This is a genomic window from Sphingopyxis indica (genome assembly GCF_032879645.1).
GTDB lineage: Bacteria > Pseudomonadota > Alphaproteobacteria > Sphingomonadales > Sphingomonadaceae > Sphingopyxis > Sphingopyxis indica.
This window is the reverse complement of sequence record NZ_CP076394.1, coordinates 3989136-4011343: the sequence shown is the minus strand read 5'-3', so window position 1 is coordinate 4011343 and position 22208 is coordinate 3989136. Positions and strand designations below refer to the sequence as shown.

Below are 22208 nucleotides of genomic sequence, written 5' to 3'. Positions count from 1 at the left end.
AGAAATGGGGGTGGGCGTCCCCACCCCCCAAGACCGATCACATCCCGTCGACGCTCTTGCTGACGAGAATGTTCACCGCGACGCGGCGGTTCTGCGCCTTGCCTTCGGGAGTCTCATTGTCCGCGAGCGGGTCGGCCTCGGCCATGCCCGTCGGCGTCAGCATGCGATAGGGCTTCCACCCGCACGCCTGTTGCAGATAGTTGACGACGCGGCTCGCGCGCTTTTCGCTGAGCTGCTGGTTGAACTCCTGACTGCCGGTCGAATCGGTGTAGCCGACGACGAGCAGCAGCGCATTGTCGGTCGCCTCGGCCTGCGACGCCGCGGCGCAAAGATCGGCCTTGGCCTGTTCGGACAGGTTTGCCTTGCCGACGGCGAAGTTCACATTCGTCGTGCCCTTGATATTATATTTGTCGATGTCGCCCATGCGCCCGCGCAGTGCTTCGGTCGCGGCTTCCTGGGCCTCGAAGCGCTGGTTGGTGCCGGTGTGGATCATCGACGCGGTTTTCAGATCCTTGTTCTTGAGGTCGATCTGGCTCGCGAGCAGACCGCCGTCCCACTGCAGCGTCTCGACGCTGACCGGCAGGCCGTTCATCAGCGAATCGGCGGCGAGCTTGTCGCGGTCGAGGCCGAGGAAGCCGCCCTTGGCCCTGATCTTCGTCATGTCGCCCACCGCGACCGCGGTGCGGTTGCCGTCGGCGGTCGTGATCTGAATCTGGTCGCCGCTGCGCGCGGAGATGATCCCGTCGATCTGCGGCCCCTTGGCCATCGTGGCCGGATCGGGCATTCCCTGGCCATAGACGGTCGCCATGACGTCGCCCTCGGACTGGTCCTGCTGTTCCTGCGCCCAGCCGCCCGTCGCCGGAACGGCAAGCAGCGCCAGCAGCAACAGCGCCTTTGGACTTTTGGAAACGACACGCATTCTAATACTCCTTTGATGGCATCAGCCGACCGTGCATGATCGCGGGCCTTTCGTGGACCGCTTCCCCTGAAATGCCGTGTCGGGCTGTTACCCCCCACGCTCGCTGCATAGAATCTGTGCCGAAAATGCACGCAATTATGCGACGAATCGCCCGATGTTCAGGCCGGATTTCGGCTTCGAGTTTCGGGTTTTGCGCCCGAAAGGGCGGGGCGGGATCAGGCTGCGGCCTTTTTCGCCTTTGGTGCCAATGTCTTGGGCTTGTAGCGGCACAGATCGGCGACCGGGCAGCGCCAGCATTCGGGGGTGCGCGCCTTACAGATGTAGCGGCCGTGGAGGATCAGCCAATGATGCGCGCCGACGCGGAACGGCGCCGGGACCTTTTTTTCGAGCTGTTTCTCGACCGCGAGGGGTGTCTTGCCGGGCGCAAGGCCGGTGCGGTTGCCGACGCGAAAGATATGCGTGTCGACCGCGAAGGTCTCCGCCCCGAACGCCGAGTTCATCACGACATTGGCGGTTTTGCGCCCGACGCCGGGTAGTTCGACCAGCGCGTCGCGGTCGGCGGGCACCTCGCCGCCATGCTCGCGTACGAGGATTTCGGAAAGCGCGATGACATTCTTTGCCTTGGCGTTGAACAGGCCGATCGTCTTGATGTGCTGCTTGAGCCCCGCTTCGCCGAGGTCGAGCATCGCCTGCGGGGTCTTCACCGCCTCGAACAGCCGTCGCGTCGCCTTGTTCACCCCGACGTCGGTGGCCTGCGCCGAAAGCACGACCGCGACGAGCAATTGATAGGTGTTGCCATAGTCGAGTTCGGTCCGGGGATCGGGGTCGAGTTCGGCGAGGCGGCGGAAGAATTCGAAAATTTCGGCTTTCGTCATCGCCTTCACGACAATCCCAGCACTTCGGCCATCCGATAGCGTCCCGGCTTCTGGTGGACGAGCCACAGCGCCGCTTTCACCGCGCCGCGTGCGAAGATCATGCGGTTTTCGGCGCGGTGCGACAGCGTCAGCATCTCCTCCGGCCCGGCGAAGATAACATCATGGTCGCCGGCGATCGTGCCGCCGCGCAGGCTCGCGAAGCCGATCTTGCCGTGACAGCGCGCGCCGGTGAGCCCGTCGCGGCCGCGTTCGGAGCAGCGATCGAGGTCGATGCCGCGCCCCTCGGCCGCCGCCTGTCCGAGCAGCAGCGCGGTGCCGCTCGGCGCGTCGACCTTGGCGCGGTGATGCATTTCGAGCACTTCGATATCCCAGTCGGCGTCGAGGCGCGCCGCGGCTTCGCGCACCAGATGCGCGAGCAGGGTGACGCCGAGCGAGGTATTGCCGGTTTGCAGCACCGCGATATCCTTTGCGGCATTGTCGATCAGATAATGATGCCGCTCCTCGAGCCCCGTGGTGCCGATCACGATCGGCTTTTTCGCGGCGATGCAGGCGTCGAGCGTGGCTTCGAGCGCCACGGGCGAGGAGAAATCGACGAGCACGTCGCTGCGCTCCGCGAGCTTCGCGACATTGCCGCCCTTGTCGATGCCGTGATGATGCTGCCCGGCTTCCGAGATCGCCGCGGCGAGCGCGACGCCCATCCGGCCGTGGCTGCCGACGATGCCGATATTGGTCATGTTCAATCCCCTATCCGGCCCCCCTTTAGACGTTCGTGTCGAGCGAAGTCGAGACATGCTCCCGAAATCCTCATCCCGGCGAAAGCCGGGATCGCTCTCGGCCTGTTGCCTCGATAGCGGCCCCAGCTTTCGCTGGGACGACGGCTTTCGGGGCATCTCGACTTTGCCGCGCGCATGGATAAGAGGGCGCATGTCCCCGATTCGGAATATCGTCGTCCTGACCGGTGCGGGCGTCTCGGCCGAGAGCGGCATCGACACCTTCCGCGACGCTGGCGGGCTGTGGGAGCAGCACCGCGTCGAGGATGTCGCGACGCCCGAGGCTTTTGCGCGCGACCCCGACCTCGTCCACCGCTTCTACGATGCGCGGCGCGAGGCGATTCAAGCGAAGCAGCCCAACGCCGCGCACGAGGCGCTGGCGCGGCTCGACGCCGGGTGGCCCGGCGAGCTGCTGATCGTCACCCAGAATGTCGACGACCTGCACGAACGCGCGGGCGCGAAGCGGCTGATCCATATGCACGGCGAGCATCTGAACGCCTGGTGCATCGCGTGCGACACGCGCAGCCGCTGGACCGGAACGCTGATCGAGCGGCCCGCCTGCCCGGCGTGCGGGATGCCCGGCTATCTGCGCCCCGACGTGGTCTGGTTCGGCGAGATGCCGTACCGGATGGAAGAGATTTACGCGGCGCTGAACAAAGCCGACCTGTTCGTGTCGATCGGCACCTCGGGCGCGGTCTATCCCGCCGCGGGCTTCGTGCGCGAGGCGCGGGCTGCGGGCGCAAGGACGCTCGAACTCAATATGGAGCCGAGCCAGGGCAGCTATTGGTTCAGCGAGGCCCGCCACGGGCCGGCGACGCAACTCGTTCCGCAGTGGGTCGACCAGATATTGGGGTTTTGACGCGGCGCCGAAGAAAGTCTCGCACGAAGGCACGAAGGCACGAAGAAAAGAAATTATCTCACACAAAGAGGCTCTTCTTCCTTTCGCCCTGCGTTTGTGGAGGTCTTGCCTGAGCGCCTGCACGACAATCGAAGGAGCGGTCCTTTTTCCCTCAACGAGGAAGACGGTGCTTCGACAAGCTCAGCACGAACGGAGGAGGGAAAAATGCCCTCTTCGTGTCTTTGTGTGAGATTTAGAGCAAATTGCAGGAAATCTGAATCGACTCGTCTCCCCGAGCGAAGACGAGGGGCTCGTTCGAGCGGAGCGAGAACCGCAGCGTCGCAGCCTCGACTTCGCTCGGCACAGCCCCTCGTCTTCGCTCGGGGAGACGGTGCAGATTTAAGGCTCGCTGCTCTAATCAGCGTCGCGCCGCGAAGAAGTCCCTGAGCAGCGCCGCAGCCTCGCCGGCGCCGATTCCGTCGTAGACCTCGGGCCGGTGATGCACCGTCGGCTGCGCGAAGAGGCGCGGGCCGTGCGCGACCGCGCCGCCCTTCGGATCGTCGGCGCCATAATAGAGCCGCGCGATGCGGGCGTGGGCGATCGCGCCCGCGCACATCGCGCAGGGTTCGAGCGTGACATGAAGGTCGCAGCCGTCGAGCCGCTCGTTGCCGAGCTTCGCCGCCGCCATGCGAATCGCGACGATCTCCGCATGCGCGGTCGGGTCGTGCGATTCGCGCGGGGCGTTGTGCCCTTCGGCGATGATCTCGCCATCCTTGACGACGACCGCACCGACCGGCACTTCGCCCCATTCGGCGGCGATTCGGGCGAGGTCGAGCGCGCGGCGCATCGGGTCGGGGAGCAGGAAAAGAGCCATGTCCTTCCCGCTAATCCCTTGACGAATCCCCGGCAAGCCGATAAGCGCGCGCCTTTCCCGGCCCACCCGGTCTTTTCGGCGCCTTTCGCGCCGTCCGGCACGCCGCCCAGATTTTGTGAGGACTGAAGACATGTCGCGCATTTGCGAACTGACCGGCAAGGGCCGCCAGGTTGGCCACAATGTCAGCCACGCCAACAACAAGACGAAGCGCACCTTTCTGCCCAATCTGCAGAATGTGACGCTGCTTTCGGAAGCGCTCGGCAAGGGCGTGAAGCTGCGCGTGTCGACGCACGGCCTGCGCTCGGTCGAGCACAACGGTGGCCTCGACAACTGGCTGATGAAGACCGGCGACGAGCAGCTTTCGGCGAATGCGCGCAAGCTGAAGAAGGAAGTCGCGAAGAAGCTCGCCGAAAAGGCGGCGTAATTCGCCATTCCTTGTGCGGCTCCGGCCCGCATCGAAGCGATCAGGCGGCCCGGCTACGGCGCCGCCTTTTTGCTGTCCGTTTTGCGCGGCGGGAGGCCGACGAGGTCGAATTCGAGCAGCAGGCTGCGCTGCCAGCTGTTGAAATTATTGTCGGAGACGAGCCAGAGCCGCGTCCGGCCATCCTCGATCGCGACCGCCGCGCCTTCGAAATTGTCGGCGAGCGGCCGTGGCACCCGGCCGATGGGCACCGAGCGGACCACCGCGTCCTTCCGAATATCGGCCGGATCGACGATCGCGAGGATGGTCGTGAAAAACGGATCGAAACCGAGCTTGCGGTGGACGAGCAATATGCGGCCGTCGGGAAGCGGCGCGGCGTCGCTGACATTGCCCTTGCCCTCGGCATCGTAGAAAAAGCGTAGCGGCTTTGCTCCGGGCGCGGCGGGATCGTCCGCGAAGAGCAGCGCCTGGCGCCCGCGGGGGTCGTCGCTCGCATCCTCCGAAAAAATGACGGTGCGGCCGCCCGCGATATGCGCCATGGCCTCGGGGCCGCGGTTGCCCGGCCAGTCGGGCAAATGATTGCGCGATGCGACCCGTGTAAGCGCAGCGTCGAACCGCCAGACCTCGTTGATCCCCTCGAGGGCGACGCGGCTCTCGCCGGTGGCCGGATCGAAGGTCATGGCTTCGGTATCGACCATCGTCTTGCGCCGCGGCCGCCCTTCGGGAGTGGGGATCCTGCCGATCCGCACCGCGCGCAGCCGATCGCCGCCGCCGAAATCCATCCTGACCCAATAGCCATTGTCCCCGACCAGTTGGTATCGGCCCGGCCCCATGCGCGCGAGTGCCGAAAAACCCCCGAAATGGCTGTTCGGGCTGACGAGGTGCCAGCCGCGCACGAAGCGCAGCGTCCCCGACGTCTGCGCTGCGAAGTCGATGGCGATCGCGCGCGCTTGCTGGCTTTCGTCGGGGACCGGAAACCGCATCCTCGCCCCCGGTACGGGACCGATCGCGAGAAAGATCAGGATCGCGGGGAGGAGGCGGCGCATCGGCGCGGGGTTAGAGTGGCGCGCCGCAAATGGGAAGATGCACCCTTCGAAAAGATGAACGGCAGGCAACCGAAGCTGAACGAACGCCGACGCCGATGTTCAGCCCTGGCTCAAAGCGAATCGGGCAAAAGGGCATCATCGATTCACCGCCCCCGTCCGGGCGCCGAACGGAAAGAAGGAGAAAAGAGATGAAAAAGACGATGACGCTCTCCATCGCCGCCCTGATGTCGGCCGCGACGCTGGGCCTGGCGACGCCCGCCACCGCACAGACGGGCTATTACGACCGCGACGGCTATTCGCGCCATTATGCCGGCTATGACCGCTACGACCGTTACGACCGGCGCTACGACCGCCGCGCCGACCGCTATGACCGGCGCTACGACCGCCGCTATTACAACAATCGCTACAACGACCGCCGCTATCGCCAGTGCGACAATGGCACCGGCGGCACCGTGATCGGCGCGATCGCGGGCGGCCTGGCCGGGAACGAGATTGCGGGCCGCGGCGACAAGACCGTCGGCACGATCATCGGCGGCGCGATCGGCGCCATCGCCGGTCGCGCGATCGACAAGGGGAATGACGGCTGTCGCTAGGACCAGTCCCGACCCCCAAATAATATGTTCGTCACCTTTGCCCGCCCGGCCCTAGCGCCGGGCGGATTTTTCGTCGCGCGGCGACCGGCCGGCCCGCCCGGCTTGCCTTTGCCGCGGGGCGCGCCTAGTCTTGCCGCCAAGTGCTCGTCCGCACCCAGGCGGACGCGTGAGAAGACAGGTCAACATAGCCATGCGGCAAATGGCAGCGCCTTCAGGGCGGTCGCCGCGGCCCCGGGCAGCGGTGGCGAAAGACAGACAGCAGGGCGGCTCCGTAACCCGCCCCTTTCCCTTTACGCGCGCGAAGAGCTATGGCGCGATCGACCTGGGCACCAACAATTGCCGGCTCTTGATCGCGCGCCCGCAGGACGGCGAGCTCGTCGTCATCGACGCCTTTTCGCGTATCGTCCGGCTCGGCGAAGGCCTGCACGGCAGCGGCCGGATCAGCGACGCGGCGATGGACCGTGCCGTGTCGGCGCTCGCTATCTGCGCCGACAAGCTGCGCCGCCGCCACGTCACCCTGTCGCGCGCGGTCGCGACCGAAGCGTGCCGCCGCGCGAGCAATTGCGACGAGCTGGTCGCGCGGGTCCGGGCCGAGACGGGGATCGTCCTCGACGTGATTACCGCCGCCGAGGAAGCGCGGCTCGCGGTGCTCGGCTGCCACAATCTGATGGAGCCGGGCGACGGCCCCGGGCTGATCTTCGACATCGGTGGCGGCTCGACCGAGCTGATGCAGGTCGAGGCGTCGGGCCATGACGTCGTGATTCACGACTGGATCAGCGTGCCGTGGGGCGTCGTCTCGCTGACCGAACATGCGATTCCTGCCGCCGACGATCTGGCGGCGCGTCGGGCGAGCTATGCACGGATGCGCGAAGTCACGCGCGAGGCTTTTGCCGCGTTCGCCGACCGTGCGACGCGCTTCGCCGGGCAGCCGCTGCGCCTGCTCGGCACCAGCGGCACGGTGACGACGCTTGCCAGCGTCTTCCTCGACCTGCCGCGCTATGACCGGCGCGTCGTCGACGGGCTGTCGGTGCCGGCGGACGAGATGCGCGCGATCAGCCGCCGCCTCGCCGAAGCGAGCATCGCCGACCGCGCCGGCATCGCGTGCATCGGCCGCGAACGCGCCGATCTGGTCGTCGCCGGCTGCGCGATCCTCGAAAGCATCATCGACCTGTGGCCCGCAGCGCGCGTCGGGGTCGCCGACCGCGGCATCCGCGAAGGCATTTTGCGCACCCTTGCCGTGCAGGGCCGCGACGTTCCGGTCACCCGCCGCGATTTTCGCAAATGAGCGGCCGCAAGGGGGGCAGCGGGGGCGGACGCGGCGGGCTGCACGAGCGCGTCAAGACCGCGCGGCGGCGCACCGCTTCGTCGACGCGCTGGCTGCAGCGCCAGCTCAACGATCCCTATGTCCGGCGCGCGCAGGCCGAAGGCTATCGTTCGCGCGCCGCCTATAAGCTGCTCGAACTCGACGAGAAATTCGGCTTTCTGAAAAAGGCGCGCGCGGTGGTCGACCTGGGCATCACGCCCGGCGGCTGGTCGCAGGTGGTGCGAAAGGCGAACCCGCGCGCCAAGGTCGCGGGCATCGACCTGCTCGCCTGCGAGCCGATCGAGGGCGTCGCGATCCTCGAGATGGACTTCATGGACGATGCCGCGCCCGACGCACTGTTGGGCGCGCTCGGCGCCGCGCCCGACCTCGTCATCTCGGACATGGCGGCGAACACCGTCGGCCATCCGCAGACCGACCATCTGCGCACGATCGGGCTCGCCGAAACCGCCGCCGATTTCGCGGTACAGACGCTCCAGCCCGGCGGCACCTTCGTCGCCAAGGTGTTCGCCGGCGGCGCCGACCGCGAGCTGTTGACGCTGCTCAAGACGCATTTCGCGAGCGTCAAGCACGCCAAGCCGCCCGCGAGCCGCAAGGGATCGCCCGAGCTTTATGTCGTCGCGCAGGGATTCAAGGGACGCGCCGAACGGGACGAAAAGGAGGAGTGACGCTATGAGGGGGTGCAAGGGTTCGATCGCGGCGATCACGCTCGCGGCGCTGATGCTCGCATCGTGCGGCGGCGGTGGCAACGGCAGCGCGTCGCCGGTCGCGGTCACGCCGACTCCGTCGCCCACGCCAACCCCCACGCCGACCGCGACCTGCAGCCTCTCTTCGCGCCAGGCCTTTGCCAAGGCGGTGATCGACGAATGGTATCTCTTCCCGAACGATGTCGCGACGAACGTCAACCCGGCGAGCTATAGCGACGTCCAGACTTATATCGACGCGCTGCTCGAACCGGCGCGCGCGCAGAACAAGGATCGCTATTTCACCTACATCACCTCGATCGCCGAGGAGGAAGCCTATTATGCGAGCGGGTCGAGCGCGGGCTATGGCGTGCGCCTGGCCTATGACCCCTATAACGAACTGCTGCTGATCGCCGAAGCCTATGAAGGCGCACCGGCGCTGTCGGCGGGGATCGACCGCGGCGCGACCATCTCGGCGATCGGTACGAGCGCGAGCACGATGCGCTCGATCTCGAGCATCGTCGCCGCCGAGGGCACCGCGGGGATCATCGACGCGCTCGGCCCTGATCAGCCGGGCGTGACGCGTGTGCTGCGCGTCACCGACGCATCGGGAACGCATGACATCGCGGTGACCAAGGAGGAATATGACCTCGATCCCGTGTCCGACCGCTATGGCGCCAAGGTGATCAGCGAGGGCGGGCGCAAATATGGCTATGTCAATCTGCGCACCTTCATCAGCTCGGCGGGGCCGCAGCTGCGCGACGCCTTTCAGACGTTCCGCGACCAGGGGGTGACCGACGTCGTCGTCGACCTGCGCTATAATGGCGGCGGGCTGGTATCGGTCGCCGAACTGTTCGGCGACCTGCTCGGCGGCGGGCGCAATGCCAGCGACCTCTTCTCGCAGCTCACCTTCCGCCCCGAAAAATCGGCGGAGAACGACCGGCACTTCTTTACCGCCCAGCCCGAAGCGATCGCGCCGACGCGGCTCGCCTTCATCGGCACCGGATCGACCGCCTCGGCGAGCGAGCTGGTGATCAACGGGATGCTGCCCTGGCTCGGCACCAATATGACGCTGGTCGGCAGCAACACCTATGGCAAGCCGGTGGGCCAGATCGCACTCGACAAGGCCGAATGCGACGACCGGATGCGCGTCATCGCGTTCGCGCTCGCCAACGCCGACGGCGCGGGCGACTATTACAACGGCCTCGCCTCGCGCATCCCGAACAGCTGCGCCGCCGACGACGATCTCGCCTATCCGCTCGGCGACCCGCGCGAGGCGTCGGTACGCGCCGCGATCGACTTCCTGGCGGGCCGCGCCTGCACGACGCGCATCGCCGACACCCGCTCGGCCTCGGCCGACCAGCGGACGGGCGCACCGCGCACGCCGCCGGCGATGCTGATGCCCGCGAAGCCGAGCACGGCACAGCGCGAACAGCCGGGGCTCTATTGATCCGGGGTTCGCGCCGGCGCGGCGGCGGAACAAGTTTTCGGGATAGGTCGAACCTGCGTTGACCAATCCGCGGTTATTGTGGCAATCGGCGAGCGCATTCGACGCGGCCGGTGGACTTCAAGGCAAACCGATTCGCGTCGTCCGGAGGAAACCCATGGGTTTCCAACGGCGTGCGGGTGTAGCTCAATGGCAGAGCAGAAGCTTCCCAAGCTTACGACGAGGGTTCGATTCCCTTCACCCGCTCCACCGCCCCGTTCCCGAACAGCGCGCGTCGGCGGCCTGCCGTCCTGATCGTGTCGGGCTGCGCGGCTTATCCGCGCAGCGTTGCGCCTAGCTTCGCCGCCGCGGCGACCACCTTGTCGGCGATCGCTTTCAGTTCAGCGTCGGTGAAGCTCTTATCCTGAGGTTGCAGCTCGACCTCGACCGCGAGGCTGACCTGCCCTTCGGGCACGCCCTGGCCGGCGAAGCGGTCGAACAGGCGGGCATCGACGATCGCCGCCTTGTCGGCGCCGCGGATCGTGCGGACCAGATCGGCGGCGGCGAGCGTTTCGGGCGCGAGGAAGGCGAAGTCGCGGCGCACCGATTGCAGCGCGGGCGGCGCATAGGCCGGGCGCGCCGGCCCGCTCGCGCGTTTCGCCGGGATCGCGTCCATGAAGATCTGCACCGCCATCACCGGCCCGTCGACGTCGAAGTGGCGCGTCAGCACGGGGTGAAGCGCGCCGAATTCGGCGAGCACCGCCTTCGGCCCGAGGCGCAGCGTCGCCGACTGGCCGGGGTGCCAGATCGCGCCCTCGCTCACCGCCTCCATCACCTGCAGCCGGTCGGTGGGCGCGCCCGCGGCATCGAGCAGCGCGAGCGCCGCCGCTTTCGCGTCGAACGCGTCGAACGGCGCGGCCTTGCCCGCTTGCCAACTGCGCGCGCGCTTGTCGCCCGCCATCAACAGCGCCAGCGTCGGATGCTCGGCGTCGGCGAGATAGCGGCGGCCGATCTCGAACAGGCGGATGCTCTCCGCGCCGCGATTCTGGTTGCGCGCGGCGGCCGAGAGCAGGCCGGGGAGCAGCGAGGGGCGCATGACCTTCAGATCCTCGCTGATCGGGTTGGCAAGGCTCCACGCGCCGCCGCCGAAGGGCGCGGCTTCGCGCTCCGACACGAAGCTCCACGTCACCGCCTCGTGATAGCCCGCCGCCGCGGCGGCGCGGCGCAGGCGGCGTTCGAGCAGCTGGCCGGGCGTAGCGGTCGGCCGCGCGACGCCGTCTGCACGCGGCAGCGGGGTCGAGGGGATCGCGTCGAAGCCGTGGATGCGCGTGACTTCCTCGACCACGTCGGCGGCGCCGTCCATATCGCGGCGCCAGCTCGGCACGGCGACCTGCCACGGCGCGCCTTCGGTCACGCCGAAGCCCAGGGCTTCGAGGATTTCGCGCTGGCGCGCGGCGGGAATCGCGATGCCGCCCAGGGTTTCGGCGAGCGCCGGATCATAGGCGATCGTCCGCGCTTCGACCGGCGGCGTGCCCGCGCGCGTGACCGCCGACGGGGTGCCGCCGCAGATGGCGAGGATATGGCCGGTGACGATCGCGGTCGCATCGTCCAGGAAGGCGGGATCGACCCCGCGCTCGAAGCGGCTGCGTGCATCGCTCGTCAGGCCGAGCGCCTGGCCGGTGAGCGCGATGCGTTCGGGGGCGAAGTATGCGATCTCGATCAGGATGTCGGTCGTCGCCTCGCCGCACCCACTATGCTCGCCGCCCATGATGCCTGCGATGTCGTGGACGCCCGCGTCGTCGGCGATCACCGTCATCCTGTCGCTGAGCACATAATCCTTGCCATTGAGCGCGGTGACGGTTTCGCCGTCCTTCGCGCGCCGCGCCGCAAGCGCGCCGGTCAGCTTGGCGCGGTCGTAGATGTGGCTCGGGCGGCCGAGGTCGAACATCACATAATTGCTGATGTCGACGAGCGCCGAGATCGAGCGCTGGCCGATCGCTTCGAGCCGGCGGCGCATCCAGTCGGGCGCGGCGCCGTTGGTGACGCCGCTGATCGTGCGGCCGTAAAAGGCGGGGCAGCCTTCGGGGTCGTGCGTCGCGATTTCGGTCGCGGGGGCGCCCGCCCCCTCGATCACCGGGACGTCGAGCGGCTTCAGCGTACCGAGCCCGGCGGCGGCAAGGTCGCGCGCCAGACCACGCACCCCCATGCAATCCTGCCGGTTCGGGGTGATCGAAATGTCGATCACCGGGTCGTTCGCTTGCTGATAATCGGCGAAAGGCGTCCCCACCGGCGCGTCGGCGGGCAGTTCGATGATGCCGTCATGCTCGTCGCCGAGTTCGAGCTCGCGCACCGAGCACATCATGCCGTTCGATTCGACGCCGCGCACCGCCGCGACCTTCAGCGCCATGCCGTTCGCGGGCACGACCGCGCCGGGCAGCCCGAGCACGCCGACGAGCCCCGCGCGCGCATTGGGGGCGCCGCAGACGATGGTGAGCGGGGGGCCGCCGTCGCCGGCATCGACGGTCAGCACCTGCAGCTTGTCGGCCTGCGGATGCTTCTCGGCGGTCAGCACTTTCGCGACGCGGAAGCCCGCGAATCTTTCGGCGGGATTTTCGACGCCTTCGACCTCGTGGCCGATGCGGTTCAAAGTGGCGACGACATCGTCGACGGTGAAAGTGCCGTCGAGATGATCGCGAAGCCAGTCGAGGGTGATCTTCATGCCGAAATCCCCCCGCTCAGCGTGGGCACCGACAGCGCGCCGAAGCCATAATGGGCGAGCCAGCGCAGGTCGCCGTCGAAAAAGGCGCGAAGGTCGTCCATGCCATATTTGAGCATCGCGAGCCGGTCGACGCCGACCCCGAAAGCGAAACCCTGCCATTCATCGGGATCGAGCCCACAATTGGCGATCACGCGGCGGTGGACCATGCCGCTGCCGAGCAGCTCCATCCACGCATGGCCCGCATCGTCGCCGTCCCCGCCGACGATGCGGCGGCCCTTTTCCTGGGCATAGCCGACATCGACCTCGGCCGAGGGTTCGGTGAAGGGGAAATAGGAGGGACGCAGGCGGAGCACGATGTCGTCGCGTTCGAAATAGGCCTTGAGGAAGGTTTCGAGCGTGTATTTGAGATGCCCCAGATGGATACCGCGGTCGATGACCAGCCCTTCGATCTGGTGGAACATCGGCGTGTGCGTCGCGTCGCTGTCGCTGCGATAGACGCGTCCCGGCGCGATGATGCGGATCGGCGGCGCCTCGCGCATCATCGTGCGGATCTGCACCGGCGACGTATGCGTGCGCAGCAGCATCGACCGGCCCTCGGCATCGTTCATCTGCGACGGGAAATAGAAGGTATCGTGCATCGCGCGGGCGGGGTGCGTCTCGGGAATGTTGAGCGCGGTGAAATTGTGCCAGTCGTCCTCGATCTCCGGCCCCGTCGCGACCGCGAAACCCATGTCGGCGAAGATTTCGGCGAGTTCGTCCATGACCTGACTGACCGGATGGACGCTACCCTGCGGCGCGGCTTCGGCCGGCAGCGTCATGTCGAGCCGTTCGGCGGCGAGCTTCGCGTCGAGCGCGGCGGCTTCGAGCGCCGCCTTGCGCGCGGCGATCGCTTCGGTCACGGCCTCGCGCAGCGCATGAATCTGCGGCCCCTTCGCCTGCCGCTCGTCGGGGGTCATGCCGCCGAGGGTCTTGAGCAGGGCGGACACGCTGCCCGTCTTGCCGAGCGCGGCGACGCGCAGCGCCTCGAGTGCGCCCAAGTCGGCGGCGGTGGCGATCTCGCTCACGAGCTGGGCCTGCATGGCCTGATAGTCACTCATCGTCATTCGTCCTGCGGCGGCGGATCGCCGGGAAGGCGCCGCCGCTGTCTGTTCGTGTCGCTTGTCGGGCTGCCGGCAGCGGAAAACCCGCCTTTGCCCCGCCGCCGCTTGCACCGAAGCGGCGGCATGGGTCAACCCATATGAGTCGCCGCTAGGCTCCGGGCTTGTGCAACCCCTGCACCGCCTCGCCCGCCGCGGCGGCGCGGGCGCGCGCGGCGGCGGCGAGGATCGGCTTCGGCAGCGCGGCATAGGCACGCGGGCTCATCCCCATGAAGCGATGGAAGTCGTGGGTGAATTGCGACTGGTCGTAATAGCGATGGTCGAGCGCATCGACCCACGCCATCGACGGGTCGAGAATGAAGCGCGCGAGGCTGCGCAGGAAGCGCTGCCGGCGGAGGAGCAGCTTGGGCGCAAAGCCGAAGGCGCGATGGCACAGCCGCTCGACCGAGCGCACCGAAAGGTCGAGCGCCGCGGCGAGCTCGGCGACGCTGACCCATTCGTCGTCGACGAGCGCGCGATAGGCGGCGAGGACCGCGCCGTCATCCTCGGGTGTCTCGTACAGCAGCGCGGCAAAATGCTTGTCGATAAGGCGCGCCGCCGCCGCGAAATCGTCGATGCCCGCAAGCGCATCCGCGAGCGGTGCGATCGCCGCGAAGGCGGGATGGCGGCGGCCGTCGCAGAAGCGGTCGGCGAGCTCCTCGGCCGGCACCGCGAAAAGCCGCGCCCAGCCCATCGGCAGGATTCCGATGCCCCACGCGCGCATCGCCCCTGCGGCGAAGCGCGTCGCATGGCTCGTCGGTCCGGCGACGACGAAGGGGGGAACGGGCACCGGCACCGCGTCGCCGATCGCCGCCAGCGGCGCTTCGCCGTCGATGAAGCGCAGGTTCGCCCACTCGGGATGCAGATGGTCCTCGACCCGCACACCGGGCGGCGCATCGACCTCGAGGCTGTAGATGGTGCTGGCATAGGGGCGGAGCGCCGCGGACACCGGAAAGAAGCGCGTGACGACGCGCGCCTGCCCACCCTGTTGGTCGCCCTCATTGCCCACGGCGTTGGTCCTTGAACAAGGAGCATAGCCCGGAACGGCACAATGTTCCAACAAATTGCCCGGAGAACGTGTCGGTTTCCTACAATTTCCATACCGGCGGCGGCGATATAGATCGACGTCCGGCACACGCGCGTGCCGGTTCCACCGGACTCCCGCCGGACCGTCGGCTTTTTGCGACCCAGGGCTCGTCGGAACGGAGGGAGGGGGGCGGTACGTCCTTCGGATCATCCCCGGGACGGCGTGGGGGAACTCGCTTCCGCGCCGTCCTTCTGTCTGCGCGTCGCGCGCGGACACGAAAAAGGGCGGCCCCGCGGGGGCCGCCCTCTTGCTGTGTCGATGCGCGAAGCGTCAGGCGGCCTTGGGCCCTTCGACGTCGCTCAGGACCTTCTTTGCCTGCTCGATGATTGAGGCGAACACCGCGCCTTCGTTCATCGCGAGATCGGCCATGACCTTGCGGTCGAGTTCGATCCCGGCAAGCTTCACGCCGTGCATGAACTGCGAATAGGTCAGGCCCTCGGCGCGGACCGCGGCGTTGATGCGCTGAATCCACAGGGCGCGGAAATTCCGCTTTTTGACCTTGCGGTCGCGATAGGCGTACTGGCCGGCCTTTTCGACGGCCTGGCGCGCGATGCGGATCGTGTTCTTGCGGCGGCCGTAATAGCCCTTCGCCTGTTCGAGAATCCGGTTGTGCTTGGCGCGCGTGGTCGTGCCGCGTTTGATACGGGACATGCTTGGCGCTCCTTACTTCAGGCCATAGGGCGCCCAGAGGCGCACATGGGCTGCGTCCGAATCGCTGAGCACGCTGGTGCCGCGATTGGTACGGATATATTTGGCGTTGTGCGAAATCAGGCGGTGGCGCTTGCCGGCGACGCCGTGCTTCACCTTGCCCGAGGCGGTGAATTTGAAGCGCTTCTTTACACCGCTCTTGGTCTTGAGCTTGGGCATTTCGGTCTCCTTTGAAGTCCGCTTTGGTATCGGCATGGCAGCCCTTTCAGCCAGCCGACACAATCGGAAGGCGCGCGCTTAGGGGGATTCGCCCGGAAATGCAAGCATTGCCGCATATGGGGCGCTTCGCCCCTCCGTTCGGCTTTGAGCGCGGGCAGCGGCGATATCCGTTTCGCGCAAAGACGCAAAGGCACGAAGAAGGTCGGGTCAGCCTTTGCGGACGTTTGTCGCCGCAGGCGATCAAAAAATGGGCGCTTCGCGCAGTTTGGCAAGCAACGAGGCCGTTGTCCGCCGACCTCTTCGTGTCTTTGCGTCTTTGCGCGAAACCTTTGTCCGCCCGGCTCCGGCTGCGCGGGGTCCACCCCTCTTAAAAACTCGCGCCGTCGACCTTCTGGATATTCAGCGCGTCGAGATCGGCCTCGGGCACGCAGCGCAGGTTGACCGCCGCCATCTTCGATCCATCGGGGCCGGTGCCGACGGCAAAGCCCTGACAGCCGCAGTCGGTGCAGAACTGATGGTCGATATTATGCTTGTAGAACTGGTATGATTTGAGCTTGCCGGCGCCGCTTTTCAGGCGGAACCGGTCGATCGGCACGAAGCTGAGCAGGAATCCCTTGCGGCGGCAGTGCGAGCAGTTGCAGCTCATCGCTTCGCCCGGAATATCGCCCTCGACTTCATAAGTCACCGCGCCGCAGTGACAGCTTCCTTCATAGGCCATGATCGCTCCTTTCGCGTCAATGGTGGCAGGCGAGCCCCTCGATAACATCCTCGAGCCGGGCGGGATCGCCGAGTGCGACGACATGCCCGCTGCTGTCGGCGCTCAGCGGATCGCCGTTCCAGTCGCACATCATCCCGCCGGCGCCGTCGACGACGGGGACCAGCGCGGCATAATCGTGGAGCTTCAGCCCCGCCTCGACCACCAGGTCGATATGCCCGCTCGCGAGCAGGCCGTAATTATAGCAGTCGCCGCCGAAGACCATGCGCTTGTGCGAGGTCTTCGCCGCGAGCGCCATGAAATGTTCGCCGTCATGGTCGCTGAAATATTGCGGGCCGGTGGTCGCGAGCGTCGCGTCGGCGAGGTCGCGGCAGGTGCGCGTCGCGGCCGGGCGGCCGTTGAAGAGCGTCGGTTCGCCCGTCGCGCCGACCCAGCGCTCGCCGCTGACCGGCTGGTCGATGATGCCGAGCACGGGCCAGCCGTCCTGAAGCAGCGCGATCAGCGTGCCGAAGATCGGCCGGCCGGCCATGAAGCTGACCGTGCCGTCGATCGGGTCGAGCACCCATTGCCGCGCGGCGCCCGCGCGCTCGGCGCCATATTCCTCGCCGATGATGCCGTCGCGCGGCGCCTCGGCATCGAGCAGCCGGCGCATCGCGGCTTCGGCGGCGCGGTCGGCCTCGGTCACCGGCGAGGCGTCGGCCTTGGCTTCGTGCGCGCAGGCGGTGCGGAACAGCGGGCGGATGGCGGCCCCCGCGGCATCGGCGAGGCGATTGGCGAGCGCGAGATCGGATTCGAGCGACATGGGTGTGGCGCTAGCGCATAGCGCGGCCGGTCGCCAGTCTGATGGCGGCGGCGGGTGCCTCAGAAGTTTCGCGCAGCGGCGCAGAGAGCGCAGGGGATTTGATTCACGCGGAGACGCGGAGACGCGGAGATATGGCGCCCCGCCGCCAAGCGGCTTTGCGCATCCCCCTGCGCACGCAGCCGAACCGAAGCGGAACAATGGGACCATTCGGTCCCAATCATTCCTCCGCGTCTCCGCGTCTCCGCGTGAATCCCCATCTCCCTCCCGGCGATCTTTGCGCCCCGGAACGAAGCGCCGTTCGACGCCGGCGCCGCAACCCCGCTAGACCAATTTTACAAATATCATAAATATTGTAAAAAGCTGCTCATGGGCGATGATTTTCCCCTCGATCCGGTCGTCGCGACCTTTGCGCGCTATGGGGTGCGGCGGACGTCGATGAACGATCTTGCGCGCGCGCTCGGCGTGTCGCGCCAGTCGCTCTACAATCGCTTCGGATCGAAGGGCGCGCTCGCCGATTGGACGGTGCAGGCGTTGATCGACCGCTCGCTCGCCGAGGCACTCGCGAGCATCGACCAGCCCGCGAAGACCTTGCCCGCGCGGATCGTCGATGCGCTCGATGCGTGGGTCGGACGGCACCGCCCGGCGCTGCACGCATCGCCGCACGGCGCCGAGATCGTCGCGGCGATGCGGACCGATCCGCCCGAGGCGGTGCGCACGGCCGAACGGCGGCTCGTCGCGGCGATGGCCGAGGCGATCCGGCTCAGCGGCCCCGGGTCGGCGGTGCCGCGCGCGGGCAGCATCGCGCAGGCTTTATGCTGGACGGCGCGCGGGCTCGTCCATGCGGTCCCCGATCACGACGCCTTTCGCCGTCAGATGGATCATATCGCGGGCGCGCTGGTGGCGCGGTGATGCTCGCCGGAGTCCGTCCTGTCCGGATGGACATGTATTTCGGCTATGGTTCAACCCGAACGGGACGCCCCTCTAGTCGAACAGCGACGAGACGCTCGTTTCGTCGGCGATGCGCTTGATCGCTTCGCCGAGCAGCGGCGCGACGGTGAGCGCGCGCACCTTGGCGCTGTCGTTGACCGCGTCGGTCGGCTGAATCGAATCGGTGATGACGAGTTCGGTGAGCTCGCTCGCCTCGACGCGTGCGACCGCGCCGCCCGACAGGACGCCGTGGGTGCAGTATGCGACGACGCCTTCGGCGCCCGCCGCCTTGAGCGCCGCGGCGGCGTTGCACAGCGTGCCCGCCGAATCGACGATATCGTCGATCAGGATGCAGAAGCGGCCCGCGACGTCGCCGATGATATTCATCACCTCCGATTCGCCGGCACGCTCGCGGCGCTTGTCGACGATCGCGAGCGGGGCGTTGTCGAGCCGCTTGGCGAGCGCGCGCGCGCGCACCACGCCGCCGACGTCGGGCGAGACGACCATCAGATTCTTGCCGCCGAAGCGCGCCTGGATGTCGGCGCTCATCACCGGCGCGGCATAGAGATTGTCGGTCGGGATGTCGAAAAAGCCCTGGATCTGCCCGGCGTGTAGGTCGATCGCGAGGACGCGGTCGGCGCCCGCGGTGGTGACGAGATTGGCGACGAGCTTGGCCGAGATCGGGGTGCGCGGGCCGGGCTTGCGGTCCTGCCGGGCATAGCCGAAATAGGGGATCACCGCGGTGATGCGCTTGGCCGAGGCGCGGCGCAGCGCGTCGACGATGATGAGCAGCTCCATCAGATTGTCGTTCGCGGGGAAGTTGGTCGGCTGGACGACGAACACGTCCTGACCGCGCACATTCTCGTGAATCTCGACGAATACTTCCTCGTCGGCGAAGCGGCGCACGCTGGTATCGGCGAGCGGCAGCTCGAGATAGTCCGCGACCGCACGGGCGAGCGGAAGATTGCTGTTGCCGGAAATGAGTTTCATGCGCTGCCCCTTGACGCCGTTGGGGATGGATGCGCGCCCCTTAGCCAGCGGGCGCGGATAGGGGAAGGGCGAAGTTGCCCCGAACGGCGCGCGCGCCATTGCCGCGCTGCGCGGCGCGGCATAAAGGCGGGGGCATGACCAACGCTCCCGCCACGCTCACCATCGTCCTGTCGCAGATGACGCAGGCGGTCGGCGACCTTGCCGCCAACGCCGCGGCGATGCGCGCGGTGCGCGCGCGGCACGGGCAGGCCGATCTGATCCTCTATCCCGAGCTGCAACTGATCGGCTATCCGCCCGAGGATCTGGTGCTCAAGCCCGCGCTCGCGACGCGCGCCGCGGCGATGCTCGCCGAACTCGCCGCCGATACCGCCGACGGCGGCCCGGCGATGCTCGTCGGCTCGGTCGAGCGCGACCCCGAGGGGAAGCTCTACAATATCGTCGCGCTGCTCGACCGCGGCCAGGTCGTCGCGGTGCGGCGCAAGCACGAGCTGCCCAATTACGGAACTTTCGACGAGAAGCGCGTCTTCGCACCCGGCCCCTTGCCCGACATCGTCGAATGGCGCGGGGTGAAGCTCGGCCTGCCGATCTGCGAGGACGGGTGGCTGCCGGCGGTGTGCCGCCATCTCGCGGCGCAGGGCGCCGAGCTGTTGATCTCGGTCAACGGCAGCCCCTATGAGATCGACAAGGACGACCGGCGGCTCTCGCAGGTGTTCGGGATGCGGGTTGCCGAGAACCGGCTGCCGCTTGCTTTCCTCAACCGCGTCGGCGGGCAGGACGAACTGGTGTTCGACGGCTGCTCCTTCGTGCTGGGTGCCGATGGCGCGACCATGCACCGGCTGGTCGATTGGGAGGAGGAAGAGCGCGTCACGCACTGGTCCAGGGGTGCCGACGGCCGCTGGAGCTGCGCGCCGGGTGCGATCGCCGAATGGGACGCGCACCCCGCCGACATCTATCATGCGATGGTCGTGGCGCTGCGCGACTATGTGGAGCGTAACGGCTTTCCCGGCGTCGTGCTCGGCCTGTCGGGGGGGATCGATTCGGCGATCTGCGCTGCGATCGCCGCCGATGCGCTCGGACCCGACAAGGTGTGGTGCGTGATGCTGCCCAGCCGCTTCACGAGCCGCGAAAGCCTCGACGATGCGAAGGGCTGCGCCGAGATGATCGGGTGCCGGCTCGACACCATCCCGATCGTCCCCGCGGTCGAGGCGTTCGACACGATGCTGTCGGACAGTTTCGCCGACAAGGACGTCGACATCACCGAGGAGAATATCCAGTCGCGCATCCGCGGCGTCACGCTGATGGCGCTCAGCAACAAATTCGGCCCGATGCTGCTGACGACGGGGAACAAGAGCGAGATGAGCGTCGGCTATGCGACCATCTATGGCGATATGGCGGGCGGCTATAATCCGCTGAAGGACGCGTACAAGACGACGGTGTTCGCGATCGCCAAGTGGCGCAACGCGCACGCGCCGCGCCTGTCGCGCAACCCGGTGTTCCCGGTGATGCCCGGCCGAATCATCACCAAGCCGCCGAGCGCCGAGCTGCGCCCCGACCAGAAGGATGAAGACAGCCTGCCGCCCTACGAAGACCTCGACCGCATGCTCCATATGCTCGTCGAGGAGGAAGCGAGCGTCGACGATGTGGCTCAGCGCTACGGCTTCGACCGCGACGCCGTTGCGCGGATCGAGCGGCTGCTCGCGATCGCCGAATATAAGCGCCGCCAGGCGCCGCCGGGGGTCAAGCTGTCGACGCGCAACTTCGGCCGCGACCGCCGCTATCCGATTACGCACGGGTTCCGGACGGGGTGATCCGCCCTATGTTCGCGCCATGCTCGCATCGCGCGCGAATCGGGCTATAGGCGCGCCATGACCGTCACCACCCGCTTCGCCCCGTCGCCGACCGGCCATCTCCACGTCGGCAATGTCCGCACCGCGCTCCACAACTGGCTGTGGGCACGCAAACATGGCGGGCGCTTTCTGCTGCGCATCGACGACACCGACCTCGAGCGATCGAAGGAGGAATATGTCGCGGCGATCCGTGCCGACCTCGCGTGGCTGGGGTTCGACATCGACGGCGAGGAGCGGCAGTCGGTGCGCTTTGCGCTTTACGAGGCCGAGTTCGAGCGACTCAAGGCGGCGGGGCGCGTCTATGCCTGTTACGAAACGCCCGAGGAGCTGGAGATCCGGCGCAAGATCCTGCTCTCGCGCGGCCTCCCGCCGGTCTATGAGCGCAGGCCCGAGGGCGCGCCGGTGCCCGATGGCGTGGCGCCGCACTGGCGCTTCCGGCTCGACCATGAGGCGCCGATCGAGTGGACCGACCTGATCCGCGGCGCCCAGCATTTCGAGCCGAAGACGCTGTCCGACCCCGTCGTGCGGCGCGCCGATGGCAGCTGGCTCTATCTGCTGCCGAGCGTGATCGACGATATCGCGATGGGCATTTCGCATGTCGTGCGCGGCGAGGATCATGTGTCGAACACCGCGGCGCAGATCCAGATGTTCGAGGCGCTCGGCGCGGCGCCGCCCGCCTTCGCGCACGAGGCGCTGCTCGTCGGAACCGAAGGCAAGCTGTCGAAGCGGCTGGGCTCGCTCGGCATGGCCGATCTGCGCGAGGCCGGCATCGAGCCGGTCGCGCTCGCGGCGCTGCTCGCGCGGCTCGGGACGAGCGATCCGGTCGAGCCGGTGACGAGCCTCGCGCCGCTGATCGCGGGGATCGACTTTGCGCGCTTCGGCCGCGCGCCCGCGCGCTTCGACGAAGCCGAGCTCGCGCTGCTCAACCAGAAGATATTGCATCACACCGACTATGCCGCGGTCGCGCCGCGCCTGCCTGCGGCGATCGGCGAGGCGCGCTGGCTGGCGATTCGCCCGAACCTGATGACCGTCGCCGAGGCGGCCGAGTGGGTCCCGGTGTTCGACGGGCCGTTCGCGCCGCCGGCGCCCGAGGCCGCCGACCTGCCGGTGCTCGACGCGGCGGCCGCTGTAGCGCCGGCGATCGACTGGGACGCCGACCCCTGGCACGCGCTCACCGACGCGGTGAAGGCGGCGACGGGGGCGAAGGGCCGCGCGCTGTTCCTGCCGCTGCGCCGCGCGCTCACCGCGCGCGACCATGGCCCCGACATGCGCCAATTGCTGCCGCTGATCGCCAAGGACGAGGCGCTGGCGCGGCTTTCGGCGCGCTGATCCATTCCGGATGAATCGCTTGC

The 22208-nt window shown here is 67.6% G+C and carries 22 protein-coding genes and 1 tRNA gene; 10 read left to right on the top strand and 13 right to left on the bottom strand.

The annotated features are described in order from the left end of the window. Window positions 1-37 precede the first annotated feature (37 nt). The 3 genes from KNJ79_RS19025 to dapB form a co-directional block, all read right to left on the bottom strand. Entirely contained in the window at window positions 38-919 is an 882-nt protein-coding gene (locus tag KNJ79_RS19025; RefSeq protein ID WP_317152212.1) for an OmpA family protein, read from the bottom strand. Between the two features lie 215 nt (window positions 920-1134). Further along, a complete protein-coding gene (nth, locus tag KNJ79_RS19020) occupies window positions 1135-1794 on the bottom strand; it encodes an endonuclease III (RefSeq protein ID WP_317152211.1) in 660 nt (219 codons plus the stop codon). 5 nt (window positions 1795-1799) lie between these two features. After that, window positions 1800-2528 (bottom strand): 4-hydroxy-tetrahydrodipicolinate reductase, encoded by a 729-nt coding sequence (gene dapB, locus KNJ79_RS19015; protein ID WP_317152210.1) that lies wholly within the window; start codon window positions 2526-2528, stop codon window positions 1800-1802. Between the two features lie 190 nt (window positions 2529-2718). On the opposite strand from dapB, the gene KNJ79_RS19010 reads away from it, so the two are divergent. Then, window positions 2719-3423 carry an NAD-dependent deacylase gene (locus KNJ79_RS19010; protein ID WP_317152209.1) on the top strand — a complete coding sequence of 235 codons (705 nt, stop codon included), beginning with the start codon at window positions 2719-2721 and terminating at the stop codon, window positions 3421-3423. 397 nt (window positions 3424-3820) lie between these two features. Here the strand turns inward: KNJ79_RS19010 and tadA are convergent, their stop codons facing one another. Further along, on the bottom strand, window positions 3821-4276 hold the full coding sequence (gene tadA / locus KNJ79_RS19005) for a tRNA adenosine(34) deaminase TadA (RefSeq protein ID WP_317152208.1): 456 nt from the start codon (window positions 4274-4276) through the stop codon (window positions 3821-3823). Between the two features lie 130 nt (window positions 4277-4406). On the opposite strand from tadA, the gene rpmB reads away from it, so the two are divergent. After that, window positions 4407-4700, top strand: coding sequence for a 50S ribosomal protein L28 (rpmB, locus tag KNJ79_RS19000; protein ID WP_317152207.1), 294 nt, complete (start codon window positions 4407-4409; stop codon window positions 4698-4700). A 53-nt stretch (window positions 4701-4753) separates the two neighbouring features. Here rpmB and KNJ79_RS18995 read toward each other — a convergent pair whose 3' ends face one another. Then, complete coding sequence (locus KNJ79_RS18995) at window positions 4754-5743, bottom strand: esterase-like activity of phytase family protein (RefSeq protein WP_317152206.1); 990 nt, start codon at window positions 5741-5743, stop codon at window positions 4754-4756. Window positions 5744-5931: 188 nt separating this feature from the next. Between KNJ79_RS18995 and KNJ79_RS18990 the strand changes: the two genes are divergently transcribed. From KNJ79_RS18990 to KNJ79_RS18970, 5 genes are all read left to right on the top strand, one after another. Further along, the gene (locus KNJ79_RS18990; protein ID WP_089215876.1) at window positions 5932-6336 is read left to right on the top strand and encodes a glycine zipper 2TM domain-containing protein; all 405 of its coding nucleotides are present in this window, start codon (window positions 5932-5934) and stop codon (window positions 6334-6336) included. Between the two features lie 190 nt (window positions 6337-6526). After that, the gene (locus KNJ79_RS18985; protein ID WP_317153953.1) at window positions 6527-7621 is read left to right on the top strand and encodes a Ppx/GppA phosphatase family protein; all 1095 of its coding nucleotides are present in this window, start codon (window positions 6527-6529) and stop codon (window positions 7619-7621) included. Then, window positions 7618-8325 (top strand): RlmE family RNA methyltransferase, encoded by a 708-nt coding sequence (locus KNJ79_RS18980; protein ID WP_089215874.1) that lies wholly within the window; start codon window positions 7618-7620, stop codon window positions 8323-8325. Before KNJ79_RS18985 ends, KNJ79_RS18980 begins: the two co-directional genes overlap by 4 nt. 4 nt (window positions 8326-8329) lie before the next feature. Next, window positions 8330-9790 carry a S41 family peptidase gene (locus KNJ79_RS18975; RefSeq protein WP_317152205.1) on the top strand — a complete coding sequence of 487 codons (1461 nt, stop codon included), beginning with the start codon at window positions 8330-8332 and terminating at the stop codon, window positions 9788-9790. Window positions 9791-9962: 172 nt separating this feature from the next. Then, a tRNA-Gly gene (locus KNJ79_RS18970) sits at window positions 9963-10036 on the top strand. 64 nt (window positions 10037-10100) lie between these two features. Here KNJ79_RS18970 and pheT read toward each other — a convergent pair. The 7 genes from pheT to hisN form a co-directional block, all read right to left on the bottom strand. Further along, window positions 10101-12485 carry a phenylalanine--tRNA ligase subunit beta gene (gene pheT / locus KNJ79_RS18965; protein ID WP_317152204.1) on the bottom strand — a complete coding sequence of 795 codons (2385 nt, stop codon included), beginning with the start codon at window positions 12483-12485 and terminating at the stop codon, window positions 10101-10103. Further along, the gene (pheS, locus tag KNJ79_RS18960) at window positions 12482-13582 is read right to left on the bottom strand and encodes a phenylalanine--tRNA ligase subunit alpha (protein WP_317152203.1); all 1101 of its coding nucleotides are present in this window, start codon (window positions 13580-13582) and stop codon (window positions 12482-12484) included. The genes pheT and pheS overlap by 4 nt, the downstream gene beginning before the upstream one ends. Window positions 13583-13733: 151 nt before the next feature. Next, entirely contained in the window at window positions 13734-14630 is an 897-nt protein-coding gene (locus tag KNJ79_RS18955) for a helix-turn-helix domain-containing protein (RefSeq protein WP_317152202.1), read from the bottom strand. Window positions 14631-14978: 348 nt separating this feature from the next. Further along, window positions 14979-15359 (bottom strand): 50S ribosomal protein L20, encoded by a 381-nt coding sequence (gene rplT / locus KNJ79_RS18950; protein WP_089215870.1) that lies wholly within the window; start codon window positions 15357-15359, stop codon window positions 14979-14981. A gap of 12 nt (window positions 15360-15371) precedes the next feature. After that, the gene (gene rpmI / locus KNJ79_RS18945; RefSeq protein WP_089215951.1) at window positions 15372-15575 is read right to left on the bottom strand and encodes a 50S ribosomal protein L35; all 204 of its coding nucleotides are present in this window, start codon (window positions 15573-15575) and stop codon (window positions 15372-15374) included. 367 nt (window positions 15576-15942) lie between these two features. Beyond that, window positions 15943-16293, bottom strand: a complete 351-nt coding sequence (locus tag KNJ79_RS18940) for a GFA family protein (protein WP_317152201.1) — start codon at window positions 16291-16293, stop codon at window positions 15943-15945. Window positions 16294-16309: 16 nt separating this feature from the next. Beyond that, entirely contained in the window at window positions 16310-17092 is a 783-nt protein-coding gene (gene hisN / locus KNJ79_RS18935) for a histidinol-phosphatase (protein WP_317152200.1), read from the bottom strand. A gap of 366 nt (window positions 17093-17458) precedes the next feature. On the opposite strand from hisN, the gene KNJ79_RS18930 reads away from it, so the two are divergent. Continuing rightward, window positions 17459-18001: a TetR/AcrR family transcriptional regulator gene (locus KNJ79_RS18930; RefSeq protein ID WP_317152199.1), complete on the top strand. Its 543-nt coding sequence runs from the start codon at window positions 17459-17461 to the stop codon at window positions 17999-18001. 72 nt (window positions 18002-18073) lie between these two features. Here the strand turns inward: KNJ79_RS18930 and KNJ79_RS18925 are convergent, their stop codons facing one another. Continuing rightward, a complete protein-coding gene (locus KNJ79_RS18925) occupies window positions 18074-19009 on the bottom strand; it encodes a ribose-phosphate pyrophosphokinase (protein ID WP_089215950.1) in 936 nt (311 codons plus the stop codon). Window positions 19010-19143: 134 nt separating this feature from the next. Between KNJ79_RS18925 and KNJ79_RS18920 the strand changes: the two genes are divergently transcribed. Continuing rightward, window positions 19144-20817, top strand: a complete 1674-nt coding sequence (locus KNJ79_RS18920) for an NAD+ synthase (protein WP_317152198.1) — start codon at window positions 19144-19146, stop codon at window positions 20815-20817. A gap of 57 nt (window positions 20818-20874) precedes the next feature. Continuing rightward, on the top strand, window positions 20875-22185 hold the full coding sequence (locus KNJ79_RS18915; RefSeq protein ID WP_317152197.1) for a glutamate--tRNA ligase: 1311 nt from the start codon (window positions 20875-20877) through the stop codon (window positions 22183-22185). Window positions 22186-22208: the final 23 nt, after the last annotated feature.

Bases quoted from the DNA above. Each gene is read 5' to 3' on its own strand.
- KNJ79_RS18980 (WP_089215874.1), top strand. From the start codon at position 7,618: ATGAGCGGCCGCAAGGGGGGCAGCGGGGGCGGACGCGGCGGGCTGCAC.
- hisN (WP_317152200.1), bottom strand. From the start codon at position 17,092: ATGTCGCTCGAATCCGATCTCGCGCTCGCCAATCGCCTCGCCGATGCC.
- KNJ79_RS18975 (WP_317152205.1), top strand. From the start codon at position 8,330: ATGAGGGGGTGCAAGGGTTCGATCGCGGCGATCACGCTCGCGGCGCTG.
- KNJ79_RS18930 (WP_317152199.1), top strand. From the start codon at position 17,459: ATGGGCGATGATTTTCCCCTCGATCCGGTCGTCGCGACCTTTGCGCGC.
- KNJ79_RS18920 (WP_317152198.1), top strand. From the start codon at position 19,144: ATGACCAACGCTCCCGCCACGCTCACCATCGTCCTGTCGCAGATGACG.
- KNJ79_RS19010 (WP_317152209.1), top strand. From the start codon at position 2,719: ATGTCCCCGATTCGGAATATCGTCGTCCTGACCGGTGCGGGCGTCTCG.
- KNJ79_RS18940 (WP_317152201.1), bottom strand. From the start codon at position 16,293: ATGGCCTATGAAGGAAGCTGTCACTGCGGCGCGGTGACTTATGAAGTC.
- nth (WP_317152211.1), bottom strand. From the start codon at position 1,794: ATGACGAAAGCCGAAATTTTCGAATTCTTCCGCCGCCTCGCCGAACTC.
- KNJ79_RS19025 (WP_317152212.1), bottom strand. From the start codon at position 919: ATGCGTGTCGTTTCCAAAAGTCCAAAGGCGCTGTTGCTGCTGGCGCTG.
- dapB (WP_317152210.1), bottom strand. From the start codon at position 2,528: ATGACCAATATCGGCATCGTCGGCAGCCACGGCCGGATGGGCGTCGCG.
- KNJ79_RS18925 (WP_089215950.1), bottom strand. From the start codon at position 19,009: ATGAAACTCATTTCCGGCAACAGCAATCTTCCGCTCGCCCGTGCGGTC.
- KNJ79_RS18995 (WP_317152206.1), bottom strand. From the start codon at position 5,743: ATGCGCCGCCTCCTCCCCGCGATCCTGATCTTTCTCGCGATCGGTCCC.
- rplT (WP_089215870.1), bottom strand. From the start codon at position 15,359: ATGTCCCGTATCAAACGCGGCACGACCACGCGCGCCAAGCACAACCGG.
- KNJ79_RS18985 (WP_317153953.1), top strand. From the start codon at position 6,527: ATGCGGCAAATGGCAGCGCCTTCAGGGCGGTCGCCGCGGCCCCGGGCA.
- pheT (WP_317152204.1), bottom strand. From the start codon at position 12,485: ATGAAGATCACCCTCGACTGGCTTCGCGATCATCTCGACGGCACTTTC.
- KNJ79_RS18990 (WP_089215876.1), top strand. From the start codon at position 5,932: ATGAAAAAGACGATGACGCTCTCCATCGCCGCCCTGATGTCGGCCGCG.
- tadA (WP_317152208.1), bottom strand. From the start codon at position 4,276: ATGGCTCTTTTCCTGCTCCCCGACCCGATGCGCCGCGCGCTCGACCTC.
- rpmB (WP_317152207.1), top strand. From the start codon at position 4,407: ATGTCGCGCATTTGCGAACTGACCGGCAAGGGCCGCCAGGTTGGCCAC.
- KNJ79_RS18915 (WP_317152197.1), top strand. From the start codon at position 20,875: ATGACCGTCACCACCCGCTTCGCCCCGTCGCCGACCGGCCATCTCCAC.
- rpmI (WP_089215951.1), bottom strand. From the start codon at position 15,575: ATGCCCAAGCTCAAGACCAAGAGCGGTGTAAAGAAGCGCTTCAAATTC.
- pheS (WP_317152203.1), bottom strand. From the start codon at position 13,582: ATGAGTGACTATCAGGCCATGCAGGCCCAGCTCGTGAGCGAGATCGCC.